At 40.6% G+C, this 26,176-nt stretch carries 15 protein-coding genes and 1 tRNA gene; 3 read left to right on the top strand and 13 right to left on the bottom strand.

The features are described from left to right. Positions 1 to 26: 26 nt before the first annotated feature. The 4 genes from ACH30E_RS02215 to ACH30E_RS02200 form a co-directional block, all read right to left on the bottom strand. Positions 27 to 2,468, bottom strand: a complete 2,442-nt coding sequence (locus ACH30E_RS02215; protein ID WP_490823475.1) for a TonB-dependent receptor — start codon at positions 2,466 to 2,468, stop codon at positions 27 to 29. A gap of 51 nt (positions 2,469 to 2,519) precedes the next feature. Next, the gene (locus tag ACH30E_RS02210; RefSeq protein ID WP_490823473.1) at positions 2,520 to 3,827 is read right to left on the bottom strand and encodes a sugar porter family MFS transporter; all 1,308 of its coding nucleotides are present in this window, start codon (positions 3,825 to 3,827) and stop codon (positions 2,520 to 2,522) included. A 144-nt stretch (positions 3,828 to 3,971) separates the two neighbouring features. Further along, a complete protein-coding gene (locus tag ACH30E_RS02205) occupies positions 3,972 to 4,931 on the bottom strand; it encodes a 3-keto-disaccharide hydrolase (protein ID WP_490823471.1) in 960 nt (319 codons plus the stop codon). A 510-nt stretch (positions 4,932 to 5,441) separates the two neighbouring features. Next, a complete protein-coding gene (locus ACH30E_RS02200) occupies positions 5,442 to 7,319 on the bottom strand; it encodes a CocE/NonD family hydrolase (protein WP_490823470.1) in 1,878 nt (625 codons plus the stop codon). A 377-nt stretch (positions 7,320 to 7,696) separates the two neighbouring features. On the opposite strand from ACH30E_RS02200, the gene ACH30E_RS02195 reads away from it, so the two are divergent. After that, positions 7,697 to 8,944 (top strand): hypothetical protein, encoded by a 1,248-nt coding sequence (locus tag ACH30E_RS02195; protein WP_490823469.1) that lies wholly within the window; start codon positions 7,697 to 7,699, stop codon positions 8,942 to 8,944. A gap of 153 nt (positions 8,945 to 9,097) precedes the next feature. On the opposite strand, the gene ACH30E_RS02190 is transcribed toward ACH30E_RS02195, so the two are convergent. The 6 genes from ACH30E_RS02190 to asnS all read right to left on the bottom strand — a co-directional run bounded on the left by ACH30E_RS02190 (position 9,098) and on the right by asnS (position 16,525). Next, positions 9,098 to 9,736, bottom strand: a complete 639-nt coding sequence (locus tag ACH30E_RS02190; RefSeq protein WP_294996699.1) for a response regulator transcription factor — start codon at positions 9,734 to 9,736, stop codon at positions 9,098 to 9,100. A gap of 10 nt (positions 9,737 to 9,746) precedes the next feature. Continuing rightward, a complete protein-coding gene (locus ACH30E_RS02185) occupies positions 9,747 to 10,520 on the bottom strand; it encodes a sensor histidine kinase (protein WP_490823468.1) in 774 nt (257 codons plus the stop codon). Between the two features lie 1,548 nt (positions 10,521 to 12,068). Further along, positions 12,069 to 12,141, bottom strand: a tRNA-Phe gene (locus ACH30E_RS02180). Between the two features lie 242 nt (positions 12,142 to 12,383). Continuing rightward, complete coding sequence (locus ACH30E_RS02175) at positions 12,384 to 13,982, bottom strand: MORN repeat-containing protein (protein ID WP_490823467.1); 1,599 nt, start codon at positions 13,980 to 13,982, stop codon at positions 12,384 to 12,386. Positions 13,983 to 14,167: 185 nt separating this feature from the next. Next, entirely contained in the window at positions 14,168 to 14,944 is a 777-nt protein-coding gene (locus tag ACH30E_RS02170) for a DUF3050 domain-containing protein (protein WP_294996691.1), read from the bottom strand. Positions 14,945 to 15,076: 132 nt separating this feature from the next. Further along, complete coding sequence (gene asnS / locus ACH30E_RS02165) at positions 15,077 to 16,525, bottom strand: asparagine--tRNA ligase (RefSeq protein WP_294996690.1); 1,449 nt, start codon at positions 16,523 to 16,525, stop codon at positions 15,077 to 15,079. Between the two features lie 269 nt (positions 16,526 to 16,794). Here asnS and ACH30E_RS02160 point away from each other — a divergent pair, with 269 nt between their 5' ends. Together ACH30E_RS02160 and rho are read left to right on the top strand one after the other, a co-directional pair. Beyond that, a complete protein-coding gene (locus ACH30E_RS02160) occupies positions 16,795 to 17,766 on the top strand; it encodes a PAS domain-containing protein (RefSeq protein ID WP_294996687.1) in 972 nt (323 codons plus the stop codon). A 327-nt stretch (positions 17,767 to 18,093) separates the two neighbouring features. Then, on the top strand, positions 18,094 to 19,671 hold the full coding sequence (rho, locus tag ACH30E_RS02155) for a transcription termination factor Rho (RefSeq protein WP_490823466.1): 1,578 nt from the start codon (positions 18,094 to 18,096) through the stop codon (positions 19,669 to 19,671). A gap of 182 nt (positions 19,672 to 19,853) precedes the next feature. On the opposite strand, the gene ACH30E_RS02150 is transcribed toward rho, so the two are convergent. The 3 genes from ACH30E_RS02150 to ACH30E_RS02140 form a co-directional block, all read right to left on the bottom strand. Continuing rightward, on the bottom strand, positions 19,854 to 21,320 hold the full coding sequence (locus ACH30E_RS02150) for a calcineurin-like phosphoesterase C-terminal domain-containing protein (protein WP_490823465.1): 1,467 nt from the start codon (positions 21,318 to 21,320) through the stop codon (positions 19,854 to 19,856). Positions 21,321 to 21,444: 124 nt separating this feature from the next. Next, positions 21,445 to 22,884 (bottom strand): SusD/RagB family nutrient-binding outer membrane lipoprotein, encoded by a 1,440-nt coding sequence (locus ACH30E_RS02145; RefSeq protein ID WP_490823464.1) that lies wholly within the window; start codon positions 22,882 to 22,884, stop codon positions 21,445 to 21,447. 48 nt (positions 22,885 to 22,932) lie between these two features. After that, positions 22,933 to 26,163: a SusC/RagA family TonB-linked outer membrane protein gene (locus ACH30E_RS02140; protein WP_294996675.1), complete on the bottom strand. Its 3,231-nt coding sequence runs from the start codon at positions 26,161 to 26,163 to the stop codon at positions 22,933 to 22,935. Between the last annotated feature and the right edge of the window lie 13 nt (positions 26,164 to 26,176).

Below are 26,176 nucleotides of genomic sequence, written 5' to 3'. Positions count from 1 at the left end.
TTAATGCATCACCTCTGATTCGGGAGTTAGAATTCAATGATTAATCCAAAGGTAGGTGTTACCTGAACATCTGCGTTAGACAATATTAATGGAATGGCATTGCTCCCATTCGCCGCTATGGGTTGTCCATTGGTGGTTACGAACGCCTTATTATCTGCAGTTCGCTGAAAAGTATATTGTGGAACACCACTCACTTTAGCACCATACCAATTTGTTATATCAAGAAAAAGATTAAGGGTGGTTTTTTTATAGTTCCATTTTTTATCGATACGGATATCACTTGCATGGAAGGAAGGTAATCTGTTAGAATTGAATTTTGTATAATCCAACACACCTGTACCCAGACTTAAATAATTTAGTTGAGATGCCGCCAGATCAAATGGTGTTAAAGGAGCTGCTCCCTGGTATCGAAATTTTAAACCTAGCTCCCAATTACGTGGAAGTTTGTATCCCATGGTAATACTTAATAGTTGGCCATTGTCCCAGGCTGCAGGCAAATAAACATTTGCACTATTGGTAAATGCTGATTTATATAAGGTATAACTAAGTATTCCGAAGAAGCGTTTGGTGAGTTTTTTTTGCATAAACAATTCCATTCCATACGCTTTTCCCTTACCCATTTGATTCACTGCTTCATTACCTATACTACCAAACTCTGTTCCTTTGTTTGCCAGACTTATTCCATCTGTTATACTTACCGGATATTGGTTATATCGTTTATAAAAACCTTCCAGGGTTAGTCGGAAACTTGTGGAAGGAAGGTATTCTATGCCAGCAGTATAATGATTGGCATGAATATAATTTCCTGAATTGCTAACCCCTGCCTGCACAAATGCAAGTTGTGTATAAGATGGCAGTTTATAATATGATCCTACACTCAAATTAAGGTTCCACTTATCGGCCATTGCATAACTAAATGAGATACGTGGTGATATTTGTTTAAGCGGATTCGATTCACTATTCCCCAAACTATTTCCATCCATTCTGATACCGGCACTAAAGGCCAGTTTGTCTTGTGCCAATTTTCTTCCTGCCTGGAGAAATAAACCATAACGTACAAAATCAATATTACTATTGGCATTGATCCTTACTGCAGGCTGAATGATATTACCATTCTGATCGCGTAGTTCTTTGCGATAAAGGTTTTCAAAACGATTTACAAAATCAACATACTGCAGCACAGCGCCATAACTTATTTTCCAGTTCTTCGTGTTAGTTGTAACATCAAAACGTAATTTGTTTTCTGTTTCCCTGCTATCTGTGTATAAAGTTTGTGTAGCAGGAGTTAGATTTTCATTGTCTTCAAATTTCTCTACATTATTATTAAGCGTATTCCTGCTCAATGCCAAATTCCAATATCCCTTATTGGTTAGCTTTTTCAAACTCATACCGAATGTATAATTCCATTGGTTGATGATTGGATTGCTGTTGATCACATACAATTTCTCTGGCGTTGCCTTCTTAGGAGCAGCAAACCTGAATTCATCGATGGCACCTAAGCCAAGAAAGCTAAGTGTGGTGGTCGGATTAATTCTTGTAGTGGTTTTAAATTGAAGATCCCAATAATTAGGTCTGATAGGGAGATCAATTGCCTGAAATAACAACTGCAAATAGCTTCTTCTGATCGAAGCGAGATAAGTGGTTTTGCTGCTCAATGGTCCATCAGCCGTTAAGGCCAGTTCAGTTGCGCTGAGTATAACATTACCCTGTGTACGTGTGCTGTTGCCTGTTTTTTGTTTGAATTGCAGAACTCCACTCAGCACATTATCATATCGGGCGTCAAATGCACTTGAACTCAATTTTACTTCTTCAATAAAATTGGCGTTCAGTATACCCTGCGGCCCACCGCCGCTTCCCTGTGTACCAAAATGGTTGATCAGGGGAATCTCTATTCCATCCAGGTAATACACATTCTCGTTAGGTGCTCCACCACGTATGATGATATCATTTCTGAAACCTCCTCCACCAACACCTCCGCCAACACCGGGGAGCGATTGTACTACTTTGCTTACATCAAAATTACCCCCGGGGTTTCTTTTAATTTCTTCTATCGTCATTCTCTGTACACTCAGAGGTGTTTCAATACTCGCTGCACGAACCGTATTTCTTCTACTGGTTACAGTTACATCTGCCAGTATAGAACTGGTTGGTTCCATTTCAACGCTGAGTACGTTGATATTACCATTGGTGACCAATAGGTTGGTGAGCAATACGGATTTATATCCTAAACAATTAATGGTGAGGTTATAAGTGCCGGGAGTTAAACTGGTAAAGCGAAAAAGACCGGTGCTATCTGAAATAACGGTAACTCCAGCCGGACTAAGCTGTACGGTTGCTGCATTAAGGGGGCGTTGGGAGTTTTTATCGGTAATAGTTCCCGAAAGTATCCCCTGTTGGGTAGTTTGCGCGAAAGAGCCGGTGTATAAAAACGCCGTGAATAATAATAGCTGTGCCAGTCTGTTTAACATAATGCCGGTTTGTTTAGCTATAAACAATAAAAAGACCAGCTTGTTCAAACATTAATGTAAAACTATCTGCTGTTCCATGTCTTCCAGTGCCACCCCTTTTGTTTCTGGCATCATTTTCCATACATACAGCAGTTGTAAAACCATCATGAAGGCAAAGAACCCGAAGATGTATGCGCCGGGTACATTGGCAGCGAAAAAGGGAAATACCTGAGCTACCAAAGCTGCAAACACCCAATGGGTTAAACACCCGAAAGAAGTACCACTCGCCCTCACCGCATTTGGAAACAGTTCAGATAAAAACACCCAGATCACAGCACCTTGTCCTACAGCATGCGCCGCAATAAACAGGAATACATAATAAACGATCATGGAACTATTACCACTGCTGAATGCAAATGCTATCAGCGATAAGGATACAATATATCCGATTGAACCGAGGTACATCAATGCCTTTCTTCCAAACCGATCAATCAGGTACCAGCCGGTTAAGGTGAAAATGAAATTAACAGCTCCAATACCTACACTTGATAGCAAAGCGCCGTTTCTTTCAATACCAGCCATTTCAAAAACCTTTGGAGCAAAATAGATAATAGCATTGATACCAGAGAGCTGGTTAAAGAAAGCTATGAGAAATGCAAGTATTAATGGTCTTGCATATTTTTTGGAGAAGAGTTTTTCTTTTACGCCAGATACCGATTTGCGGATGGTTTCAATCATTTCATCGGTGGCTTCGCCTGTAATGGATAAAACCTTTTTCGCCGCAGTAGCATCGTTTTTATACAATACCAACCAACGTGGTGATTCTGGTGTAAACAGCATCAACACAGAAAACAACAAAGAAGGAATGGCAACTACACCAAGCATCCATCGCCAGTCTTCTGCGCCGCCTGTACCTTGTAAAAGATAATTGGATAAATACGCCAGCAATATACCAGCTACCACATTCAACTGAAAGGAAATTACCATGCGGCCACGGTATTTGGGTGGGGCGATCTCTGAAATATACACTGGTGCCACAACTGATGAAGCGCCGATACTCAACCCACTCACAAAACGAAAAAACATAAAGCTGTATACATCCATCGATAGTGCTGCACCGATAGAAGTAATGAGAAAGAGTATACCAATCCAAAACAAGGTTTTCTTTCTGCCTATTTTATTGGCGGGAATATTACCCATTGCTGCACCCACTACTGTTCCGTACAATGCCATGGCTATGGCCGTTCCATGCATCCAATCACTAAGGTTCCATAACTGTTGAATAGCTTGTTCCGCTCCGGAGATTACAGCAACATCGAGACCGAATAGAAGTCCACCCAAACCCACGGTGATGGACCAGAGAGCGAGTTTTTTATGCATACGGTTTTATTTTAGACCGAAAGTCCGGATGTCGGAAAGTCCGAAAGATGGATCGCTGGTGGCTAATTGCCACTGAGTGCACAGAAATCAATTTAGTCATAAAGACCTCTTATCTTCCGGACCCCGGACTCTCGGACTTGCGGACTATCTAGCCGGCGTAATAATAATATTTCTATACTCTACAGGACCATGATCACCTTGTAACAAAATTGGACCCGGTTCTCCTTCTTTACTATCGATTGCTCCTCCTGTAATACCGGGGATAATCTGGTCTACAATAATGGCTTTACCATTTGCTACTACGGTTACCCTTCTTCCTATAAGGGTTATATCAAAACTTTGCCACTCACCTGCTGGTTTGGCTGCCATTTCGTTTGGTGTAAGAAAACCATATATACCGCCGAAATAAGTAGATGATGGTTCTTTACCTGCATTATCTTCTACCTGCACTTCATACCTGCCGCGCAAATACACGCCGCTATTACTTCCTGCAGGATAACGTAGTTCTACATGTAATTTGAAATCGTTGAATTTTTCAACGGTCATCAGGTTGCTGCCCGATTTGGGGCTGGTAAGCACGCCATTGATATTTTGCCATTGATTATTGCGTCCTTGAGCAACCCAACCATCTAAATTGGTTTTGTTGAGCAGGTGAATGGGTTTACCCCAACTAACAGGGGCTGTTCTTTTTAACAGAGGTGCTCGCTCACCGGTGAATGTATAGGTTCTACCATTGCTGGCATAAATAGTTCCTTTGAGTTGGTCGTTTTCGAGCGTAGCTTCAAATACCATTTCCTTATCTGTACGCTCCCACTGTGCAGGTATAGAAAAAGTTATTTTTCCTTCTTTCACTTTCACCTGAGCAATAGGTCTTGCACTACCGCCATCGGCAACAAATTGCCCTACCAATGTTTGAATCCCCGATAGTTTCACCTCCAACCAGGATGGTGCAATACGATCGCCCATATTTACGGTAAGATCCCAGCGACCAATAATGGCCTGGTCGTTTTCTGCGGCAATATTTTTATCAGAAAATGCAGAGATGGTAATTAATAGGGTTGATAATACAATGCATAGAATTGAACGGAACATGGTCGGTTTCATATAGCGTGGTTTGAACCTTGAAGATAAAGAATCTATCGATGATATTTTGTTTGATAAAACAAAACGGGAGTAGTTGGTTACTCCCGTTTTTTTATACAAACTATAAGCTCGTTTTAATTGAAACTTTTTTTACTCAGGCCGCAGGGACTGGTATGAGTTTTATTCGCTTAGATGGTTTATTTTTTATGCTTGTAGTTCTACAAAATATATGCTCGCTTTATTCGATATACTTTTTACTCAGGCCGCATGGCCTCGTCCCTACTACCGGGCTGCATTGGCCTCTGATCAGATTAGCTTCGCATAATCTGATCTGTCATCGCTTCGCTCGACACCGACCCCAATGAGGCCCGTCCGCAGGGACTGGTATAGGTTTTATTTGCGTAGATGGTTTAATGTCGAAAGCTTTTTTGTTTTACAACCAACATTTGAATTCAAAATTCAAAATTCAAAATTCAAAAAAATCTGATATCTGCCATCTGACATCTACCATCCTTTCCTATTTCCTATTCCTTATTTCTTCTGCATCGGCAACTTAATCACCGAAGGATACTTCTCTGAATGGTGAATCTTATTCTCCACTTTCACTCCTGTTGCTTCATCATAATTATTTCCTCCTGTGTTCATGTTTCTTTCGAAGCGGGGGAAATTGCTGCTGCTAACTTCTATGCGTATGCGGTGACCGGCGGCGAAGTAGTTGCTGGTTACCATGGGAGTGAGGTCTACTTTGTATACTTTGCCTTTTTCCATGAAAACTTCTTTATCATACCCTTCTCTGTAACGCAGGCGCTGGATGGTTTCATCGAGGTTGTATGCTTTGCCATCGGGATGCACATCAATCAACTTCAAGGTAATATCAGTATCCGGACCAGAAGATGAAACAAACAAAGTAGATTCAATAAAACCTGTTACCTCCACACCTTCTTTCAACACATCAGAAGTGTAAACCAATATATCATCACGCAGTTCCATCTTCGACTGATCAAATGATCCGCCTTGAACTGCGTTGCCGGTGCAGCATACATTACCGCCATAAGAAGGAACAGGATTCATCGGGTCGTATTGAAATGCATCGGGTTTGTCTTCTTTAGGAGCAGCGCTTATAAGCTGTCCATCGCCGTTAAGTGTATTTGCTTTACCGCCACTGGCTAAATAAAATGATTGCATCTCTGCGCCTGCTGGTGGAAATGTTTCAGACTGTTGCCATTTGTTACTACCCATGGTATAATAACGTACCCTTGGATTTTTTTCTTTGAAATCGTTTTTCTCTCCTTTCAACAACATATCGAACCAACCCCAGGTAAGTTCATCATAATTCAATCGTGCATCACCCACGCTTCTTTCTCCTACAATAGTATTTTCGGTAGCACGTTTGTAAGAGCAGTGTAATACCGGTGCAATAACCAGGTATTGGTTATCGGCAATAGCTTTGTTTTTTGCGCTATTGCGTACATGGTTAAACAGGGCAATATTGGGAGCCGATGATACGTCGTACCAGGATACAAACCAGTAGGCAGGTACATTCAACGGCATGTTATCGTGGTATAGTCCACCCTTAAACCATTTAGGGTCGTTGGGTTTACGACGGATCATATCTTCATAAACACCTTCAGAGCCCTTAACATTTTTAATGATATCCTGTACCGGCAGGTGACGAAGTCCTACGGCCCAATCAACCCTTGGCGCTTCTGTAGCCATATCATAGAAGCGTTGTAAACGTTGTAAATCTTTTTGCTGAATATTTTTGGGGAATGTGGGTTTGAATTTATCGTTCTGTGTACCATAGAGCCATGCAGTAAACAACATTTGTTGAGCACCGCCACGGTACCAGTTACCCTGTTCCATGAATTTACCTACACGGCCTACCCCGGCGCCAAAACCCTGTGCCACCATGGCTGCCAGTGCCGGATGGTTTTGAGATGCTACAGCCATCTGCCATTCCGCAGTTGATGAACAACCGATCACACCTATTTTACCATTACTCCAGGGCTGTTTACTCATCCAGGTAAATGCATCGTAACCATCAGTAATGGGTGCGCCTAGTATATCCCATTCGCCTTCGGAGAAATAACGGCCCCTTTCATTTTGTACCACATAAGCATATCCACGCGAAACAGCATTGTATGCTTCTTCCATGGTGCGGGTGGTCATTTTACCATCTACCCAGGTATTGAATTGATAAGGTGTTTTGGAAAACACAATGGGCACTTTCTGGTTGCCTTTGGGTCGATAGATATCGGTAGCCAGTCGAATGCCATCGCGCATGGGCATCATCACTTTCTGGTCTATGATGGCAATTTCCTGAAGTTTAAGGTAAATAGCAGCAGTATCCTGCGCAAAAGAGGTAATTACCAGCAATAGGCTAGATAATAAAATTGTTAGTTTTTTCATATGCATGTATTGTAAGTAGTTGCGGACTAACAAGATAGAAAAATAAAATGAGCATTGTTGGATGGTAGATGGCAGATGTCAGATTTTTTCTTTTGTAATTATTTGTATTAGCAAATTTTATTGCCACTGAGTGCTCAGAGGGTCTCAGAATAGTCGTTCAATTACTGTGATTTTTCTGTGTTTTCAGTGGCAATAAAAATGATTAAGCCATTGATTCACAGATTATAAAGGTCGATCATGATAATCCGCGTTCCATGCCTCCCAACCGAAATCTGACATCTCTCAATTCATATCCGACTTTAGCCATCAGACATCAGCCATATAATCTTTTTTGCCTCTTTCTCAAATAATCAGTATACTACCTAAAATGCTTAATTATGAATGATTCCAAAGTAGTTAATATCGGCATTGGGTTTGTTACTGGTCGGTTGCTCTTTCAAAATGTATTAAAAACCTATATCAATAATTGGATTGAACATGGGTTACTCAAGAACACTAAAGTGCGTATTCATGTATTGGTTTGTTATGACTTACGTTATAAAAATACCAATACCAACGATTATAAAAATGTGCCTGCTGAACTACAGGAAACCGTTGCTTCAATTCATTTCTACGGTGTGAATGAAGTAAAGAATGAAATACAAATGCTGGTTGATACCGATAATACCATCGACGAAAAAGATTGTCAACTGCTTTTTGGAGAAGGTTATGCCAAGAAGAGAAATATTGTAACCTATTTCGCCATCAAACTTAAAATGGATAAACTACTATTCATTGATGATGATGAATATCCCCTGGCTAGTTATAAAAACAAACAGGATAATTTATTATGGATGGGACAAAGCATTCTCAGTACCCATTTAAAATATAACGACGACGCCGACATAACCCATGGACTTCACTGTGGGTATATCTCTCCCATTCCTTTTATCGAATTCAATAATTTACTTTCGGAAAATGATTTCAGGATGTTTATTGAAGCGCTAAGTAACGATATCATTACCTGGGATAAAATGAAACAGGTAACTATTCAGCAAAAGGGTGTTACTTATGCAGACGAGCAAATACTAAACAACGCTTATGCCTATGAAGTGACTGAACAGCATGGCATGAAATTTATTTCCGGAGCTAACCTTTGTTTCAATTTAAAGAACTACCGCGATTTTCCACCTTTCTACAATCCACCAGGAGCCAGGGGCGAAGATAGTTTTATGAGCACCGCATTGAGCAAACTAAAAGTCGTGAAAGTACCCTGTTATACTTTTCATGATGGTTTTTCTATGTACAATAATTTATTAAACGGTGTACTACCCGTAGAACTTAAACCCGTTGAAAACAACACACGTGAAGTGCTGATGCGTTTTGTGAATGCAGCTATCGGTTGGGTACGTTACAAACCACTACTAGTATATATAACCGACCGCTCCTATTTCGAAACCACCATGGAAACCATGAAAACCAACCTGCAAGTTACCATCCCCAAACTCTGCCAATACTTTAAAACCGAAGAGTTCCATAAAATACTCACCGAGTTCGACAAATACCGCAAGCTGGTTACCAAACACTTCCAGGACTTTGAACACACTAAAACCACGTGGACAAGGCTGCTAAGGAATGCGGTTTAATATGGCTGATGTCTGATCGCTGATGTCGGATTTGGGTTGTTGGATGGCAGGTGGCAGATCTCAGATTTGAGATAGTGTGAATAGAAAACGGATTATCATGATTGTCATCATAATCAGTGTTCCATACTCCACATTATATATATTCTTCTGTTTCTAAAGCTTTATCAATCCTCTTCTTAACGCCTCCATTGCCAACCCAACCCTGCTTTGTACCTGTAGTTTTCCGAATAAGGATTCTCGATAACCATCGATGGTTCTTTCACTCAGCTTCATTATATGGGCAATTTGTTTGTATGTCATGTCGGTGCATGCATATTGTAAAAAGCTTAGTTCCTTTTCGGTTATTTTATTTGTGTCTTGCCGTTGTTCTGCAAATAAAAGTCTTCGAAAATTTATATTAGCCGCATCGGCATTGTAGTATCCTTTGGAATGTATTTCGTTGAGTGCTTTTTCCAGTTCATCGGGGTGTGTATCTTTTAGCAGATAGGCACAGCAGCCTGATCGAAGCATATTAATGATCGTATGATCCTCATTATTCATGGAAAGGGCCACCAGCTTAATATTTGGATAAAGAGCATTGATCTGTTTTGTTGCTGCAGGACCATCCATTACGGGCATATTTACATCTATTAAAATAATATCCGGCTTTATGGATAAGCCGGGCAGTTTATCGCATAATTCTTTTCCATTCAGCGCTTCCATCACCACTTTATAATTCCCAAAACTGTGTAACATCAGCGTAAGAGATTTTAAAAACAACTGATGGTCGTCTGCCAGTGCTATATGAATCATATGAGGGTATTTATGCATGCTCAGAGAATAATGGTATAGAAATATGAACTGTAAGTCCTGCAGCTAAATCACTTGGGGTCATTTGCATATTACCTCCGAGTATCTCGCATCGTTTATGCATGTTGATAATACCCATACCTGCTAAGGCTGTTTGTTCAGGGTGGTAGCCGATGCCATTGTCAGATATGCTTATATGCAATGTCTGATCTTTTTCACTGATTTTTATTACTACTGTATTTGCCTGACTGTGTTTAATGACATTTTGTAGTGCTTCCTGAATAATACGAAACAGTATCAGTTGCTTATCTGAAATCAGTTCAACCTTTTCTATATCTGTTTCCAGTGATGCACTAATGGTTCCGGAAGTATTGATTCTTTTTATTTCCAGTGAAATATTTTCCAATAACCGAAACTGCTGCAGCCATTCTTTGTCTAAGCTTTTTGAGAGGTTTCTGATCTCACCAATGGCATTGCCGAGTATTTCGTTAGCCGTATCAAGTATAGCTGGCGGGTTCTCGATTTCCCTTTGTGCCACGCCGATCAGAAGTTTGGTACTGTTCAGAAGCTGACCCACATTATCATGCAGTTCTCTGCTGAGTGCAGAATAAGTATGTTCCTGTACCTCAAATTGAGATTGCAGCAATTGTTCATCAAACAGCCGCTGCATTTCTTTTTTTTCAGTTGCATGCTTTCGTTTTCTTTCGTTGTATAATAGTATATAAGCGAATAGAAAACTGCCCGTTACAAAAAAAAGCAGTACTAGCAATAGTATACTCTTGATCATGTTATCTGCTTCTGTCGAATTTTAAATGCGTACACCCAAAAACCATAAAATAGGAGATTTAATACACTCATTGCATAGAATCTTATCGGAAAACCTTTTTGGGTATGTATAAGCGTTAATTCATGAAAAAAATAAGTGATAGAAAAACTTATAAAATGGAAAAAGAAAAGCCCCGTTACAATCCAAAAAGGTGCATATTTTATTACTTCTACATGATTCGTTTGTTTTAAAAAAAAATAATAGTAGAGAAAACATCCAATCAATAGGTAAAGTGTTGCAAACAAATCTGTGTTAACCAGGTAAGTATTTAATGAAACAGTACAAAATTCAAAAAAGAAAAGGCAAAAGAACAAAATCACAACTGTTGCATAATACCTCTTAAGTAATCTAAATTGCTTCGAAAAAAAGAATAACAACCAGCTGTGAAAAATCGTTTCTATAGGTAGGTATATTTTATAGAAAAAGTAATTTCGTCTTATCTCATATCCGTGGAATACTGGTATCATAGCATATAAATAGGCTGAAGATTCCAGGACAAAAACAAATAACAAAAACCATTTAAACCATTTCCACGGATTCTCCTTTTCATTTCTCAGATATTTAAAAGCTGCAATAGCTGCAATCAACTCAAATATTAAGCTAAAGGGTACCAGGTGTAGCATCCCCTAATTTATGAACTTTACTGCAACCCGCTTTCTTTCTCGAAGATTAGTAATCAATAATAATTTTTGTGGGGGAGTATTTGCTATTCGCTAGTTGCCCTGAGTTAACAATTATTATTTCAGTAAAAGAACGAAGAATAAAATAATTAGAGACCGGGAAAATTCCCGTTATAAAAACAGGAAAACCCCCTTTACAGAATTATCCATTTTAATTCCTTTGCAATAGTATTTATAAACCCCTCAAGGGTTCTTTATGGAAACATATTTACGTCTTCATAATTATTTAAACAAAGTAGACTTTCTGCAAAGTGAGGTTGGTTAACAGCATTAATTCTCGTGATATAAAAAATGACAAACTAGTTAGTGTAAATTAATCATACAGGAAAAATAATCCTTTTTGAAAGCGTTTGGAAGTTGATATACAAGTATTATCGGGGGGTAATATCTGTTTTTATTAACTTCCAAACACTTTGGCAGTATCATCTTTTGTAAAGGGTGATATTTATATGTATACACTTTAGGTTGAATTATTGTTGAATACAGTTTCGCTTGCATAATGAGCAGGGGAATTTATCTAGCCGAAATATAAGCTTCATTAAAAATATTCCTCATTTCAGGGCCACTGTGTGTACAGATGAGGGGCAAAGGCTAACGGATAATTATTATTCAGAATAACACACATGGCATTTCTGAGCGTGGTTTCTCCAAGCATTTTTGGTCGCCTAACCAACAAAAACATTTTTGGCGTGATCTTCGATATTCCTCCTTTTCTAAAGCTTAAGTGGCACGCAATTGGCGGGTAACGCCTTAAAAGCAAAAGAGCCCCAACATTTCCGTTGAAGCTCTCTAAGTTCAGTCCACCTTCGCTAAAGCTATGGTGGACAAGTGGTGTGGGCCGGGATCGAACCGGCGACACAAGGATTTTCAGTCCTTTGCTCTACCGACTGAGCTACCGCACCTTCGCTGAAGCTTCGGTGCGCAGGCGCACTGAAATACTTCGCATTTAAGCCTTTTCGGGCTTGCCCGCTGACTGCGTGTCGCCTTAGCTTTAGCGGTGGCGCAAGCTTTAGCGTAAGCGGGGGGGCAAAAATAGGGGGTTTTCACATATAATCCACATTCAAAGGAAGATTTTTGTTGGAAAAAGGGTTAGGTATTAGGAGGTAGTTGGACATTTTAGCCAAAAACCTAGCAACTAGCATCCCTACTGCTTCTTTACAAACCTTCCCGCGCCATTGCATTCATTACAGGTTACTTTGCCGCTGTGTTTTAGCTCGGTTCCATAGGAGTAGTTATAATAGGTTTCTTCCCTATAGCCCTGGGGGGTATTTACCGTGCGGCTCATCATGGGACTTACAGAGGTTACCACCTTGGTATTGTTATATTGCTGTAATACGCCTGTACCCACGCATTTTTTACAGGTCTCGAAAAATTGTCCGCTGCTTTCATTCAGCTTTTCAAAATCTGTCCCGGTTTTCAACATACTGCCATCGTGTAGTTTTACATAACCCCGCAAGGTTTGATAGGTATTCGGATCCCAGGGGTTTTCAATAACTGCATATTTTTTCCCGTTTACCCGCACTACATCACCAACACGCAATGAGTTTACGGTATAAGTCGTAGTTCCTGCCGTTAGTTTACCCTTTACAAAATTGCCAGACACAACCCTGCCATCTGTATATGTTTGTTTGCCGGCTCCGTTTAACTGTCCATCTTCAAAATAACCCTCCTCATATTTCAACTGCAACATCGAATTCATCTTAACGCCATAACCACTGGCCAAAAAAGCAGCGTTTATTTCACCCCTATAATACGAACTCCAGATACCTGTTAATGCCCTTGCAGCTACTCCATTATTAAACTGTGCCACCGCATAACCATATACTATTTCCGGGCCTTTCCCCTGGTTGATATCGAAGTTCAATGCTGCCAGTCCATGTAGTTTTCCATTTTTAAAATACCCAAACTTTATCCAGAGATAATCATTACTCATCCACTCGCCAAAACCTTCCGGCACACCATTTACAGTTTCGCCATTGTAAATACCATTATCAAAATTTAACTGCTGCACCGGTTTTCTGTTGGGGTCGTATACCGATTCGGAAAAGGGTAATACCAGCGCATCATTCACGCTGATATTATCACCAAAAGGAACAAGCTTCGAAGTATCATTTTTTATCTCGAGCCTCAGACCTACAATCGGACAATAATTGGCAATCCAGCCCTGGTTTGGTAATACAGCCGCTGCACAAAGAAAACCGCGGTACACCTGTTTTTGGCTCGGAATACTGAGTGTACCAAACACAACGGTTGACCTATCATAAAACGCATCCCAGATTCTGTTATAGCTATCAATATACATGCCCCTGCGCATCACACCTCCTATAAAGTATCCCGCGCTGGCATCATAGAAATCATTGTTCAACGACTGCAACACTTCATTCATCATACGAAGCGAATCATATGGCTGTGGTTTGTATTGTTTAAAAGCATCCTGCGTAAAAAACTGCATCACTTTTCCAAAACCACTAATTCTTCCATTGATAAAATTGCCTTCTACCGCATAGTATTCTGCTTTATTTGTCCAGTCGCCCCAAACTTTTAGTTTGTATTTAAACTCTACCAACAATGTACCCTGTCCATTCTCACAGTTTCCAGTGGCACATTTAAACGATTGCGATCCGTAACGATAGGTTGAAGTGGATTCCTTCTTTAAAGGATAAGGTTGATTAAGCGTCTGTGCGCTTAAAGCGATGGAAGCTACCATCAGCACTATACAAACCATTACCTGCTTTTGTAACATGTGTAAGGGATTTGTATAAATATAATAATTTGGGTTTAAGAATTTTTACTAATCAAGGGTTGACATGTTATCTGAGCGAGAAATGGAACGCAGATTTATCATGATTATCATAATAGATTATGATAAATCTGTGTTCCATCTAAATAGCTAGTTAAATTTTTTACCTAAAAGCTAACTCCTAATACCTAACCCCTAACAGCCAAATCCAACACCGCATCCCATAAATATTTTCTTTGTTTCAGGCTGGCTATTGCAGCTTCTGTTGCCTGCTCCCATTTTAACGCATCTTCGCCACATAACTCGGCTACCATTTCCATGGCAAGATGACTGTGGTGATCACCATCTACTTCTATATGTCGTTCGAGGTAGTATTTGAATACGGAGAGCTGTTCGGGGTATTGTGCAGAAAGGTCTTTTACCAATCCCATAAACATATCGGGTATCAGGTCTTCCCGACCGAAAGTAAATACTGCTGCCTGTACATGCACAGGTGCTTTTTCGATGATGTTAAAAGTGTATCCTACAAAATCTTTTATGGCATTTGGCAACTGCAACTGCTCCATGGCCTGTTGAACCGATATACCATTTTGTAAATAGATCAACAGTTGATCTATCGGTGTGGTATCAGCACCCATTTTTTTCATGGCGTTGAGGTACAACTCAAAATGACTTGTTCTGTTTCCCGATTCATCTACATCACTTTCTTCGCCCAATACAATTTCATTGATCAGGTATCTTGTATTGGCCGAACCAATAGGTACCCATGGTGTGGTTGTACAGGTTAATTTTTGCTGCAATGATTTCAACAAACTCATAAAATCCCATACCGCAAAAACATGGTAGCCAGTAAACAATTGCAATTGTTTAATATCTTCTAACCGATGGTATAATGCATGTTCAACAAGTGAGGGCCGCACTTCTTCCAGCTGCTCTTTAAGCCTGGTAATATTTTCGTTTTGCATGTAATATATACGTGTGGGGAGGGAAAAATGTTTTTGAAAAGCAACATAATTCAAGCTTCAAGCCGCAAGCTACAAGCTGCAAGCAAAAATCTCTCGCTTGCAGCTTGTAGCTTGCGGCTTGAGGCTTCTTCCCTAAAATTCACAATTCTTTGGAGTGCGTGCGAAGGCGATTACGTCGCGGATATTCGTCATGCCAGTAACAAATTGTACCATACGCTCAAAGCCTAGTCCGAAACCAGCGTGTGGTACTGTTCCGAAACGACGGGTATCGAGGTACCAGCTCATTTCTTCGAGTGGTATATGCATGGCTTGCATGCGTGCTTCAAGTTTTTCGAGTCGCTCTTCTCTCTGTGAACCACCTACTATTTCGCCAATACCTGGCGCGAGGATATCCATTGCAGCCACGGTTTCTTTACCTGGTTCACAACCATCATTCAATCGCATATAAAATGCTTTGATGGCTGCGGGATAACCTGTAACGATAACAGGCTTTTTAAAATGCTTTTCTACGAGGTAACGCTCGTGCTCACTTTGCATATCAATACCCCATTTCACATCGAACTTGAATTTCTTTTTCTTGTACGCTGGTGAGTCGAGCAAAATCTGAATGGCTTCTGTATAAGTGATGCGTTCAAATTTATTGTCAACCACAAAACGCAGTTTCTCCAGCAGTCCGAATTCCTGTCTGTCATTTTGTGGTTTTTGTTTTTCTTCTTCTGCCAGTCTCTGATCAAGGAATGCAAGGTCTTCTGCATTGTTTTCCATCACATATTTAATCAGGTATTGAATGAACTCTTCTGCCAGGTTCATATTGTCTTCAATATCATGAAAAGCCATCTCTGGTTCAATCATCCAAAACTCTGCGAGGTGACGCGTTGTATTTGAATTCTCTGCACGGAAGGTTGGACCAAAAGTGTAGATCTCACTAAACGCCATGGCGCCCAACTCGCCTTCCAGCTGTCCGCTTACAGTGAGGTTGGTACTTTTACCGAAAAAGTCTTCTGCAAAATCAACACTACCATCCTCTTTACGCGGAGGATTATCAAAAGGCAAAGTTGTTACACGGAACATTTCACCAGCACCTTCCGCATCACTTGAGGTAATAATTGGTGTATGCAGGTAAACAAACCCTTTTTCGTTAAAGAATTTATGTACCGCAAATGCGAGTGCGTGTCTGATGCGGAATACAGCACCAAATGTATTGGTACGGAAACGCAGGTGCGCAATCTCACGTAAAAATTCGAGGCTGTGTTTTTTGGGTTGCAGGGGATATTTCTCTCCATCGCTATCCCCCAATATTTCAATAGTATTTGCTTTCAACTCTACTGTTTGTCCCTTCCCAAGCGATGGCACTACCGTACCAGTAACTTTCAATGAAGCTCCGGTGGTAATGCGCTTTAGGGTGGCATCGTCTAATAAACCCAATTCCGCTACAATCTGTAAATTATTATTGGTGCTCCCATCGTTCAATGCTATAAACTGGTTGTTACGAAATGTACGTACCCAACCCATAACGATAATGTCTTGTCCGGTCTGACCGCTTTTCAGCAGGTCTTTAATCCTTGTTCTGTTGTTAAACATTGCTTGCTGTTGCTTGATATGCAGCAAAGATAAGCAGAAGCTGTGAGCTGTAAGCTACAAGCCACAAGCCACAAGTTGAAGGGCTTTAGTCTGTATGTTTTGATTGACTGTGAGGCTCGCCAAAGGTAAGGTCAACTACTTGCAGCTTGTGGCCCAAAACTTGGTGTCGGCTTTACAAACAACTATCCAGCCAAACACCAAGCTTTTCTTCAAATTTTACCTCAAAATGTATACTTTTAACCGGTTTTCAGACTCCATATCCAAACCGCATGATCCAATCCAATCTGTTCAAATCATTGATTGAACTCACCTCTGATGCGGTGTTTATAGTTCGTGTAGACCCGGGCGGTAAGGAGTTCTATATGGAATATGTAAACCCGGCCTATCTCACAAAGTTTGGCGTTACACCAGAATCTGTTATAGGTAAGGAATTCAAAGAAATGCTGCGTGATAGTATCCTTGATTCGATTCGGCTTCGTTTTATAGAATGCGTTGAAAAACAGCAATCCATCAGTTTTGAAGAAAATTTTGAAGATAATACCACCAGTCTTAGTGAGTTATTCCCCATAAAAAATGAAGCTGGTCAGATTACGCATATTGCCGGTATTTCAAAAGATATTACTGAGCTGAAACAAAACCGCGACCAGATTGCTGCTTCGGAAAGAACCCTTCAATCTATCATCAATAGCTCAGACAATGTATTGCTTTATATCAGCAAAGACCTTCGTATTAAATATGCCAACCGAAAGGCCCAACAACACGCCAATAAACTATTTGGCCGCCCCTTTGAAACCGGACATTTGCTCGCAGAATATTATCCGGAAGAATATAATACCATCGGAAAGGAGTACATGCGTTTAATATTTGAGGAAAAAAAATCTATTTCGCATGAACACCTGGTAATTTACCCCGATGGGGAACAAAAATGGTACCATCGCAGGTCTTTTGCCGTGTTTGAAGATAATGGAGATGTTTCCGGTGTTGTTATCGCTTCTACCAATATTACCAAACGTAAAACGCAGGAGCTCCAAATTCAAAAGCACCTGGATGCCCTAAAAGAAATCGCCAAAATACAGTCCCACGAAATACGCCGTCCTGTTGCCAATATCACTGGCCTTACCGACCTCATGGACCTAAAAAACAAATCGGTGGAAGAAAACGAGCAGATATTACAATATTTAAAAATAAGTGCTCATGAGCTGGATCAGATGATCAGCAGAATCGTGTCGAAGACGCAGTAAGGCTATTAGCAGTTGGCTTTTAGCCTTTAGCTTATCGTTCAGGCATGAGATAAGTTTGTTATTTATAAGATAAAACAAACATAAACAACTGGCTTATAGCTAATAGCTAATGGCACAAGCCCCAATTTTTCTTTTGTTTTTAATTTTTTTCCTTAACATTGCATCGGAAACCAAGCTGATTTAGTCCTTCAATTAGCGCTCGACGCATCAGTTTATCCTCTTCCAAATCAATAACAATACCCAAAAGTTTTTCCGATCTGAGCCTGCAATTCCCTTAGACTGGATTTTGAACGATGACAATTTGAATTTTTTCTATCAATAGTTTTTATGTACGATATTCTGCAATTAAACGACATGTTGCTGCCCGAGCTTCTTGACATTGCTGAGCAATTAAAGATTACGGGAGCCAAAAAGCTCGACAAACAGGGTCTTATCTACAAGATCCTCGATAACCAGGCTGTTCAGGCCAGTGAGTCGAAAGACGATCCTAAGAAAAAGACAGCCCGCGCCCGCAAGCCGGTTACCGTTAAAACCGCCAACGGCACAGAAGAAGCGGAAGTAATGCAAGACGCTCCTGAAAAAGCTGCGCCTAAACGTGGCCCGGTTAAAAAAACCAGCAGGAACGAAAAACCTGTACAGGCCGCTACGGAAGATAATACTCCTGCTGAAGCAAATGAGCAGGCCACTGAAGCTGAAACTAGTCAGGCGCCGGAAAACAGCTTACCAGCCGAAGCTCCTTCCCAGCAACCACAGCGCCCGCACAAAAAAGAACCTAATTTTAATATTGAGTTTGAAGGGGTTATCCTCGGTGAAGGTGTACTGGAAATGATGCCCGATGGTTATGGCTTCCTCCGTTCTTCTGATTACAACTATTTATCATCTCCAGATGATGTGTATGTTTCTCCTTCTCAAATAAAATTATTCGGCTTAAAAACAGGTGATACCGTTCAGGGCGCTGTTCGTCCGCCAAAAGAAGGTGAAAAATATTTCGCGCTCCTTAAAGTGGATCATATCAATGGTAAACGTCCGGATGAAGTACGCGACCGCGTTCCATTCGACTACCTTACCCCTTTGTTCCCTTATGAAAAACTGAACCTCTTTACTACCGCAAATAATTACAGTACCCGTATCATGGACCTGTTCACACCAATAGGTAAAGGACAGCGTGGATTGATTGTGGCGCAACCTAAAGTGGGTAAAACCATGTTGCTGAAAGAAGTGGCCAATGCCATTGCCGCCAACCACCCCGAATGTTACCTTATGGTGGTATTGATTGATGAGCGTCCGGAAGAGGTTACTGATATGGAGCGCAGCGTTAAGGCAGAAGTTATTGCTTCTACCTTCGATGAGCCCGCAGAAAAACACGTTAAGGTTTCTACCATCGCTTTACAGAAAGCAAAAAGACTGGTTGAATGTGGTCATGATGTAGTCATCCTCCTCGATTCTATTACCCGTCTGGCCCGTGCGCACAACACTGTTGCACCTGCCAGTGGTAAAGTATTAAGTGGTGGTGTGGAAGCTAATGCCATGCAAAAACCAAAACAGTTCTTTGGTGCTGCCCGTAAAATTGAACACGGTGGCTCACTCACCATCCTGGCAACTGCCCTTATTGAAACAGGTAGTAAAATGGATGAAGTGATCTTTGAAGAATTCAAGGGCACTGGTAATATGGAACTATTACTTGATCGTCGTCTGGCCAACAAACGCATATTCCCTGCTATTGACCTGGTTGGTTCTTCTACACGTAGAGATGACCTCTTACTGGATAAAGAAGTTTTACAACGCATGAATATTCTTCGTCTATACATCAACGATATGAACACCGAAGAATCTATGAATGAATTACTCAAGCGCATGAGAGGAACAAAAGACAATGAAGAGTTCCTCGCTTCAATGAACAGGTAAGAAATTCAAAAGTAAAAAGTCAAAATTAAAAAAGCGGTAAACAGGAAAATGTTTACCGCTTTTTTATTCAGTGGTTTTCTGTGCCCTCTGTGGCAATCAATTTTTAATTTATAACTACCGAATGTAGAATTGTTATGTATTGCCACAGAGGGCACAGAAAACCACTGAAAGAAGACGCTTAACTATACCAGACGAATTGTTTCGCTGTACACTTTACCAAAACGATCTGTCGCTTTTACCGTTACCTCCTTTGCATTCGCTGATGGCTTAGCAAAAAATAAATGGTCCGCCAGCGTGGGTTCAACAAACGGATGCTTGGATGGTAATGAAGGACCAGCATACAATTCAATCGCCCACGGATCTCTGGCTACACGTTGCTCCATCTTTCCTTTAGCAACACCATCTTCCCACCATTCTACCTTCCACTTAGTATCCCAGTTCCAGACATTGACAACAATTTCTTCCGGTGCATCTTTTAGTCTTCCCTTTTCATAAATCCTTAGCTGGTGGTTTTTATCTTTTCCGGTTGATTTATAATACCACTGTATATCATTCCCATTTACTTCATATACACCATAACCCATCGGTGTTCCGTCGCCACAGATTGGGCCGGTCCACCAGGCGCCGCAAACTGTACCGTGGTTATGTTCCATGATATTGTTTTCTTCCCATGCTTCATTAAAATGGGTATGGCCCGACATGATATGCACTTTATACGGTGCCAGTATTTTATATAACTGCTTTCTGTTGGTAACGGTTCCCCCCATTTCTTCCTCTTTCTTGGCCCTTCTGGCAGCACCGGTATTTGTAGGAATATGTACACTTAATACTACTGTTGTTCCTGGTTTAACCAGCTTCAAATCCTGCTCAAGCCACTGCAACTGGTTTTCTGTGATATAACCAATGTATTTTTTTGCAGTGCCTACAAAGAACACATCATCTAATACTACATAGTGTACCTGTCCGCGATTGTAAGAATAATACGTTGGGCCGAATTGCTGTTTGAAGGTTTTGGATGAGAAGTCGTCGGTGCGTGCATCCAGATCCATATCATGGTTGCCGATTACATTGAAGAAAGTTACTCCGGTTGCAGCAATAGCTTCTTTATAATCTTTGAAGAACTGAAATTTATCCCAAACAAGGTCACCACATCCAATACCATGAAAAAGACTGTCTTTCGGATAAGAAGCTACAAGTGACTTTAAATCTGGTACCGCTGTTGCTTTCAACTGATCGCAGTCTGCCTGTGAAATCATTTGCGTATCGGCCCAAACCACAAACTGGTGTCTGTTATCATCTACCGATAATTTTTCAAGAGAAAAATCTGCTTTGGCATTTAATTCGTCTGCCGCTAATGTTTGGTAAAACCAGGCAATATGGTTTTGCTGGTTGAATGTATATCCTGCAGGTGTACTGATATATACAAACTCTGCATTGTTATGAACATCTATATTATAATTACCCTGTGTGTCTGTATTAACTACAGTATAACCATCCGTTACCGCAACATTTGCAATACCTTTTCCATTACTATGCACTTTACCGGATACTGTTCTTTGCTTTGCATTAGTGGTTGCACTACTAATTGCAGGTGCACCCAATACAATGGTTGCTAAACTGAAATTTTTTAAGAATGATCTTCTTTGCATAAAATATATTTTATTCAGTGCTCTTCTGGCCCTCAGTGGCAATTAACGGCTACTAATATAACTACTGAAATGATTAATAGTTATTTATTGCCACTGGGGACACAGAATGACACAGAAAGGATAATTACTTTTCCCACCAGCCTTTGGCGTTGAAGTTATCTCCGCCCATGGCTTGTGCTGCTTTAGTATAGTTCTCTGTATTTGTTGAACGCACATTGATCGGATACATATACCGCACAGGTACTTTTTTGTTGTTCACCATTCCATCGGCTGTTGGTAAAACGGGGAACCCGGTTCTTCTGTATTCAAACCATTGCTGATGATCCACAAAAAACAAAGCAATATATTTCTGTAACATGATTCGCTCCTGTGTTCCGTTAAAAGCAGCCGCCGTATTATTAAAATAGGTTGATGGCATTACAGCACCCCATTGTTCGACAGAAGCTTTCACGCCTTTTTCATAAGCTGCTTTAGATGCAGTTAAATTGTTAAACGCCAACTCTACTTCAGATTTAATAAATTCTACTTCAGCATAAGGCATCAATACACAAATCATTGGTGCAGTTACCAGTGCAATATTTAAGTTGGATGGAATATAATTAAACTGAGATTCGCCACCTGTATATCCGCTTGGTATACCCATATAACCCAGGTTACCTGTACCAGTTGAAGGCCTCGCAGTAGTTGAAAATTTATCACGACGCGGATCGCTGAGGTTGTTCAACTGATCAAGGAAAAATTTTCCCATTGCCCTGAATGTAGTAAAATCAATGGCCCTACCCCAGGGAGATACATTCGGTACCAATCCGCTTACTTTTAATACAGCCGCCTGATCATTGCTGGTAAACACCGGATATTTAGTCGGGTTGTCGATCATCGCACGAAGTTTGGCCATAGCATTGAGCTCTGTTCTTTTCGATACGCGCAACAACAAACGCATTTGCAATGAATTACAAAAACGTTTCCAGTTAGTTACATTATTCGCATACAAAATTTCTGTTCCGAAATTCATCGCCCTTGATGTAACAAAAAGGTTATTCGCAGAATCCAGGTCACCAATAATCTTAGTATAAATATCTTTCTGACTATCAAATACCGGACGCAGAATACCTTCATCGCCCCTTGCTGCTTCTGTCATAGGTACATCCCCAAAACAATCGGTGAGGTTAGCATAGATCCATGCATTTAATGTAAGCGCAATCGCCGTATAGTTTGGGTCATTCAATTCAACCGCTGCGTTATACATTTCCTTCACATTGGTTAACCAACGATAGTAGGTTGTCCAGGTAGAGCTACCCGCATTTTCTGCAATATCATAACGGTGTACACCACCAGATGCACTTGGAAATGGTAAAGCAACCTGCATCAGGTTAAACGTAAAATCATCGGCTCTTCTTGCATTAAATGCAGATACCTCATAAATAATCGGGTTCAATAAAGTACCCGGACTTATTTTATCGATCCTATTCGGATCTGTATTTACCTCTGCAAAATCTTTATCGCATGCACTGAATAACAGTGTTGATGCAAGCAGAAAAAAAGTATATAGTTTATGCTGTTTCATCTTTTATCTTTTAGTTGATTTTCACACGCTGGTTCTTTATTATCAGTTTTAAAACTTAATGGTAATATTTGCACCAAATGTTCTGCTCGACGGTAGTTGACCCATTTCAACACCCGGCAATATGGTAGAACCATTGAGGGCTGCTGTTTCCGGATCGAAAATTGGGAAGCTTGTTATCAGCAGCAGGTCGCGACCATATAAAGCCAATGTTACCTGCTTAAACAATGTTTTGGCCAATAATCGCTTTGGCAAACTATATTCAAGTCTTGCTTCTCTAAGTTTTATAAATGATGCATCAAATGTGTTTGATTCAACATTGGCCCTACGGTAATATTCAACATAATAATCAACCGGTAATACTTTGGTTGTATTAGGTGAATAAGATTTATCCGGGTTTTCCACTACGCCATCACCAATAATAAAGTTCTCTTCTCTTCCACGCAGTGTATGCTTTAGTTTACCCTGCTCGGTCATTTTATGGTGTGTTTGAGAATATATTTTCCCTCCCAGTTGTCCATCAAACAATACACTGAAACGAAATGCCTTATAAGTGACTTCGTTACGTATTCCACCTTTCCAGTCGGCATAAGCAGTACCTATATATTGAATTTCTGCAGGACGCACAGGTAGACCCGCACTGTTGTAAATGATTTTTCCTTGTGGTGAACGGGCAAATCCAAACCCATAAATATCGCCAGTTGTTCCGCCTACCCTTGCCTGAATAGTTGCATTACCTCCGTAGCCAATATCCTGTTTTCCATCCATACCTTCAGCCAGTTCCATTACCCTGTTCTGGTTTTTAGACCAGGTAAGAATTGTGTTCCAGCTAAAGTTTTTTGTTTTTATCGGGTTGGCATTTATCACCACTTCAATACCCTGGTTACGAACAGCTCCTGCATTCAACACTGCTCTTGAATATCCGGTTGTAGGATCAAGAGGTACATCCAGGATCTGATTCTTTGTAAGGTTGCTGTATACGGTAAGATCCAGGTTCAGTCTGTTTTTAAACAATCGAATATCTAAACCAGCTTCATAGTTGGTAGAAATTTCCGGTTTGAAGTTTACATTATGCAATATGGTTGGAACAGAGGCAGAACTAGGGAAATCACTCATGCCATAATACTTGCTTGTTTTATAAGGATCGGTATCATTACCCACCTGTGCCACAGAGAATCGCAGTTTGGCAAAAGATATTTTTTTCGGGAGTTGAAATACATCGCTCAATATGATACTTGTATTTATAGATGGATAAAAGAAGGAATTGTTCTGCAGTGGCAATGTACTGGACCAATCATTTCTTCCGGTTACATCAACAAAAAATTTGTTTTTGTATGCGAACGATGCTGTTCCATAAACACTGTTCACTTTCTTGTTGCTGTTAACATTTGTCATCAGTGGGTTACTAACACCATTGCTCAATTTGTAAACAGCCGGTGTAACCAATCCTTCAACAGTACCATCTACACGTTTATATGAGCGACTCATTGCATTGGCACCTGCTGATGCAGTGATGTTGATATTTGATCCGATTTTGTTTTTATAAGACAATAAAACATCTGTATTAATCTCATAATCTAAAATGGTTTGTTGCTTATAATATCCTCTCTGGAAGTTAGCGGTGCTATATGGACGTTTTTGTTCGCGTTCTTCATTCGTCATGCTAACACCAGAACGCACCATGAAATCTAATTTTTTAGAGAACTCATAAGTAGCAGCAATATTACCCACCATCATATTGCTTTTTACGGCGTTGGTCATTTCATAAGCAATCAGGTAAGGGTTGTCGATGAATGAGCTGAAAGGATGCACCTGATCAATTTGTGTTTGCCCTTTTTTCCAGATTGGTCTATACCAGGCGAGATCCACATTTGGATTCTGGAATATCATGAAATAAGAAATCGACTGGTTATTATAACCTGTTGCCGGCAGGTTATCGCTTTGTTTATTGGTATAATTAATTTTTGAAGTAATACGGAGCTTCTCAGATATTTTCTGGTTTACACTCAGCGCTGCTGTGATACGCTGATAGCCTGTGTTTGGCATGATCCATTCATTTTTAGAATGGGTCAGTGAAGCACGTACAGAGCCATTTTCTCCACCACCTTCGAGGGCAATATTATTAGTGATGGTTGAACCCGTTCTCCAGAATCCTTTAATATTATTGGTATATGGTCTCCATGGAACCCTCGTCGGCGATTGACCCTCAACTGTTGGATCGTACTGGAAATAACTTTGTCCATCAAACCTTGGTCCATATGCACTGCTGGTTCCGCCGGTACTGGCTCCATCAGCAGAAGCGCCATAGGAATAATATTTCTGTCCACTTGAATTAAGTGCCTTTCCTGTTCCCTGACCATATTCATACTGGTAATCTGGCCAGCGTAATACCGTATTAAAACTTACATTGGTATTTACGGTTACGCCGATTCCCTTGTCTTTTCTTGCGCCAGACTTAGTAGTAATCAATAATGCACCGTTGGCTGCGCGACTACCATACAACGCTGTTGCGCCCGGGCCTTTTAGCACGGTTATACTTTCGATATCATCCGGGTTAATGTCTGAAATTCCGTTCCCAAAATCAATTGGAACATCATTACCAGATCCTGCTCCATAAGCATTACTCACACCCGATGAAGTAAGACCGCTGTTCATAGGAACGCCGTCTAATACGATCAGCGCATTGTTTCCTTCCGGATTCATGGACGCATCACCACGAAGTGATACACGTACAGAATTCAATGGACCAGAGCCCGGAGATATAAGACTCAGACCAGCAACCTTGCCAGACAAAGAGCCAACCCAGTTATTCGAACGGGCATCATTTACATCATTTTCTTTAATGGTCTGGGCCGCATAACCCAATGCCTTCTCCTGGCGCTTAATTCCAAGGGCCGTTACCACCACTTCATCAAGACGGCTATTTTTTTCTTTCAATCTAATCAGTATAGAATTGGTTTGTGCCTGTTGTTTTACTACAAACCCATTCTGTGTTCCATCTTCATAACCCACAAAAGAAAAACTAAAGTTATAGCGGCTACCAACCTGTAGCTGTTTGAAAACAAAAACACCTTTTTCGTTTGTTGTTGCTGTTACTAATTCATTAGCTGGTGCGCCTTGTTTTCTAGCTACAATAGTAACGCCTTGTAATACTTCTCCCTTTTCAGTTAACACAGAGCCCGTTACGTCGGCTGCTGTAGACTGTGCATTTAATTGTGCAATGGAAATTACCATCAGCATCAAAAAAGACAACAGTTGCTTGGTCTGTTTCAGCTTTCTCATTTTATTTTGTTTC

The organism is Sediminibacterium sp. FW305-C-61 (assembly GCF_058231065.1).
The sequence above is the reverse complement of the archived record's forward strand: the minus strand, read 5'-3'. Positions and strand labels throughout refer to the sequence as shown.

What these genes read in the sequence shown, in the direction of transcription:
- ACH30E_RS02170 (WP_294996691.1), bottom strand. Translation starts at nt 14,944, where the DNA reads ATGCAAAACGAAAATATTACCAGGCTTAAAGAGCAGCTGGAAGAAGTG.
- rho (WP_490823466.1), top strand. Translation starts at nt 18,094, where the DNA reads ATGTACGATATTCTGCAATTAAACGACATGTTGCTGCCCGAGCTTCTT.
- ACH30E_RS02190 (WP_294996699.1), bottom strand. Translation starts at nt 9,736, where the DNA reads ATGATTCATATAGCACTGGCAGACGACCATCAGTTGTTTTTAAAATCT.
- ACH30E_RS02175 (WP_490823467.1), bottom strand. Translation starts at nt 13,982, where the DNA reads ATGTTACAAAAGCAGGTAATGGTTTGTATAGTGCTGATGGTAGCTTCC.
- ACH30E_RS02205 (WP_490823471.1), bottom strand. Translation starts at nt 4,931, where the DNA reads ATGAAACCGACCATGTTCCGTTCAATTCTATGCATTGTATTATCAACC.
- ACH30E_RS02210 (WP_490823473.1), bottom strand. Translation starts at nt 3,827, where the DNA reads ATGCATAAAAAACTCGCTCTCTGGTCCATCACCGTGGGTTTGGGTGGA.
- ACH30E_RS02200 (WP_490823470.1), bottom strand. Translation starts at nt 7,319, where the DNA reads ATGAAAAAACTAACAATTTTATTATCTAGCCTATTGCTGGTAATTACC.
- ACH30E_RS02160 (WP_294996687.1), top strand. Translation starts at nt 16,795, where the DNA reads ATGATCCAATCCAATCTGTTCAAATCATTGATTGAACTCACCTCTGAT.
- asnS (WP_294996690.1), bottom strand. Translation starts at nt 16,525, where the DNA reads ATGTTTAACAACAGAACAAGGATTAAAGACCTGCTGAAAAGCGGTCAG.
- ACH30E_RS02195 (WP_490823469.1), top strand. Translation starts at nt 7,697, where the DNA reads ATGAATGATTCCAAAGTAGTTAATATCGGCATTGGGTTTGTTACTGGT.
- ACH30E_RS02150 (WP_490823465.1), bottom strand. Translation starts at nt 21,320, where the DNA reads ATGCAAAGAAGATCATTCTTAAAAAATTTCAGTTTAGCAACCATTGTA.
- ACH30E_RS02145 (WP_490823464.1), bottom strand. Translation starts at nt 22,884, where the DNA reads ATGAAACAGCATAAACTATATACTTTTTTTCTGCTTGCATCAACACTG.
- ACH30E_RS02185 (WP_490823468.1), bottom strand. Translation starts at nt 10,520, where the DNA reads ATGATCAAGAGTATACTATTGCTAGTACTGCTTTTTTTTGTAACGGGC.
- ACH30E_RS02215 (WP_490823475.1), bottom strand. Translation starts at nt 2,468, where the DNA reads ATGTTAAACAGACTGGCACAGCTATTATTATTCACGGCGTTTTTATAC.
- ACH30E_RS02140 (WP_294996675.1), bottom strand. Translation starts at nt 26,163, where the DNA reads ATGAGAAAGCTGAAACAGACCAAGCAACTGTTGTCTTTTTTGATGCTG.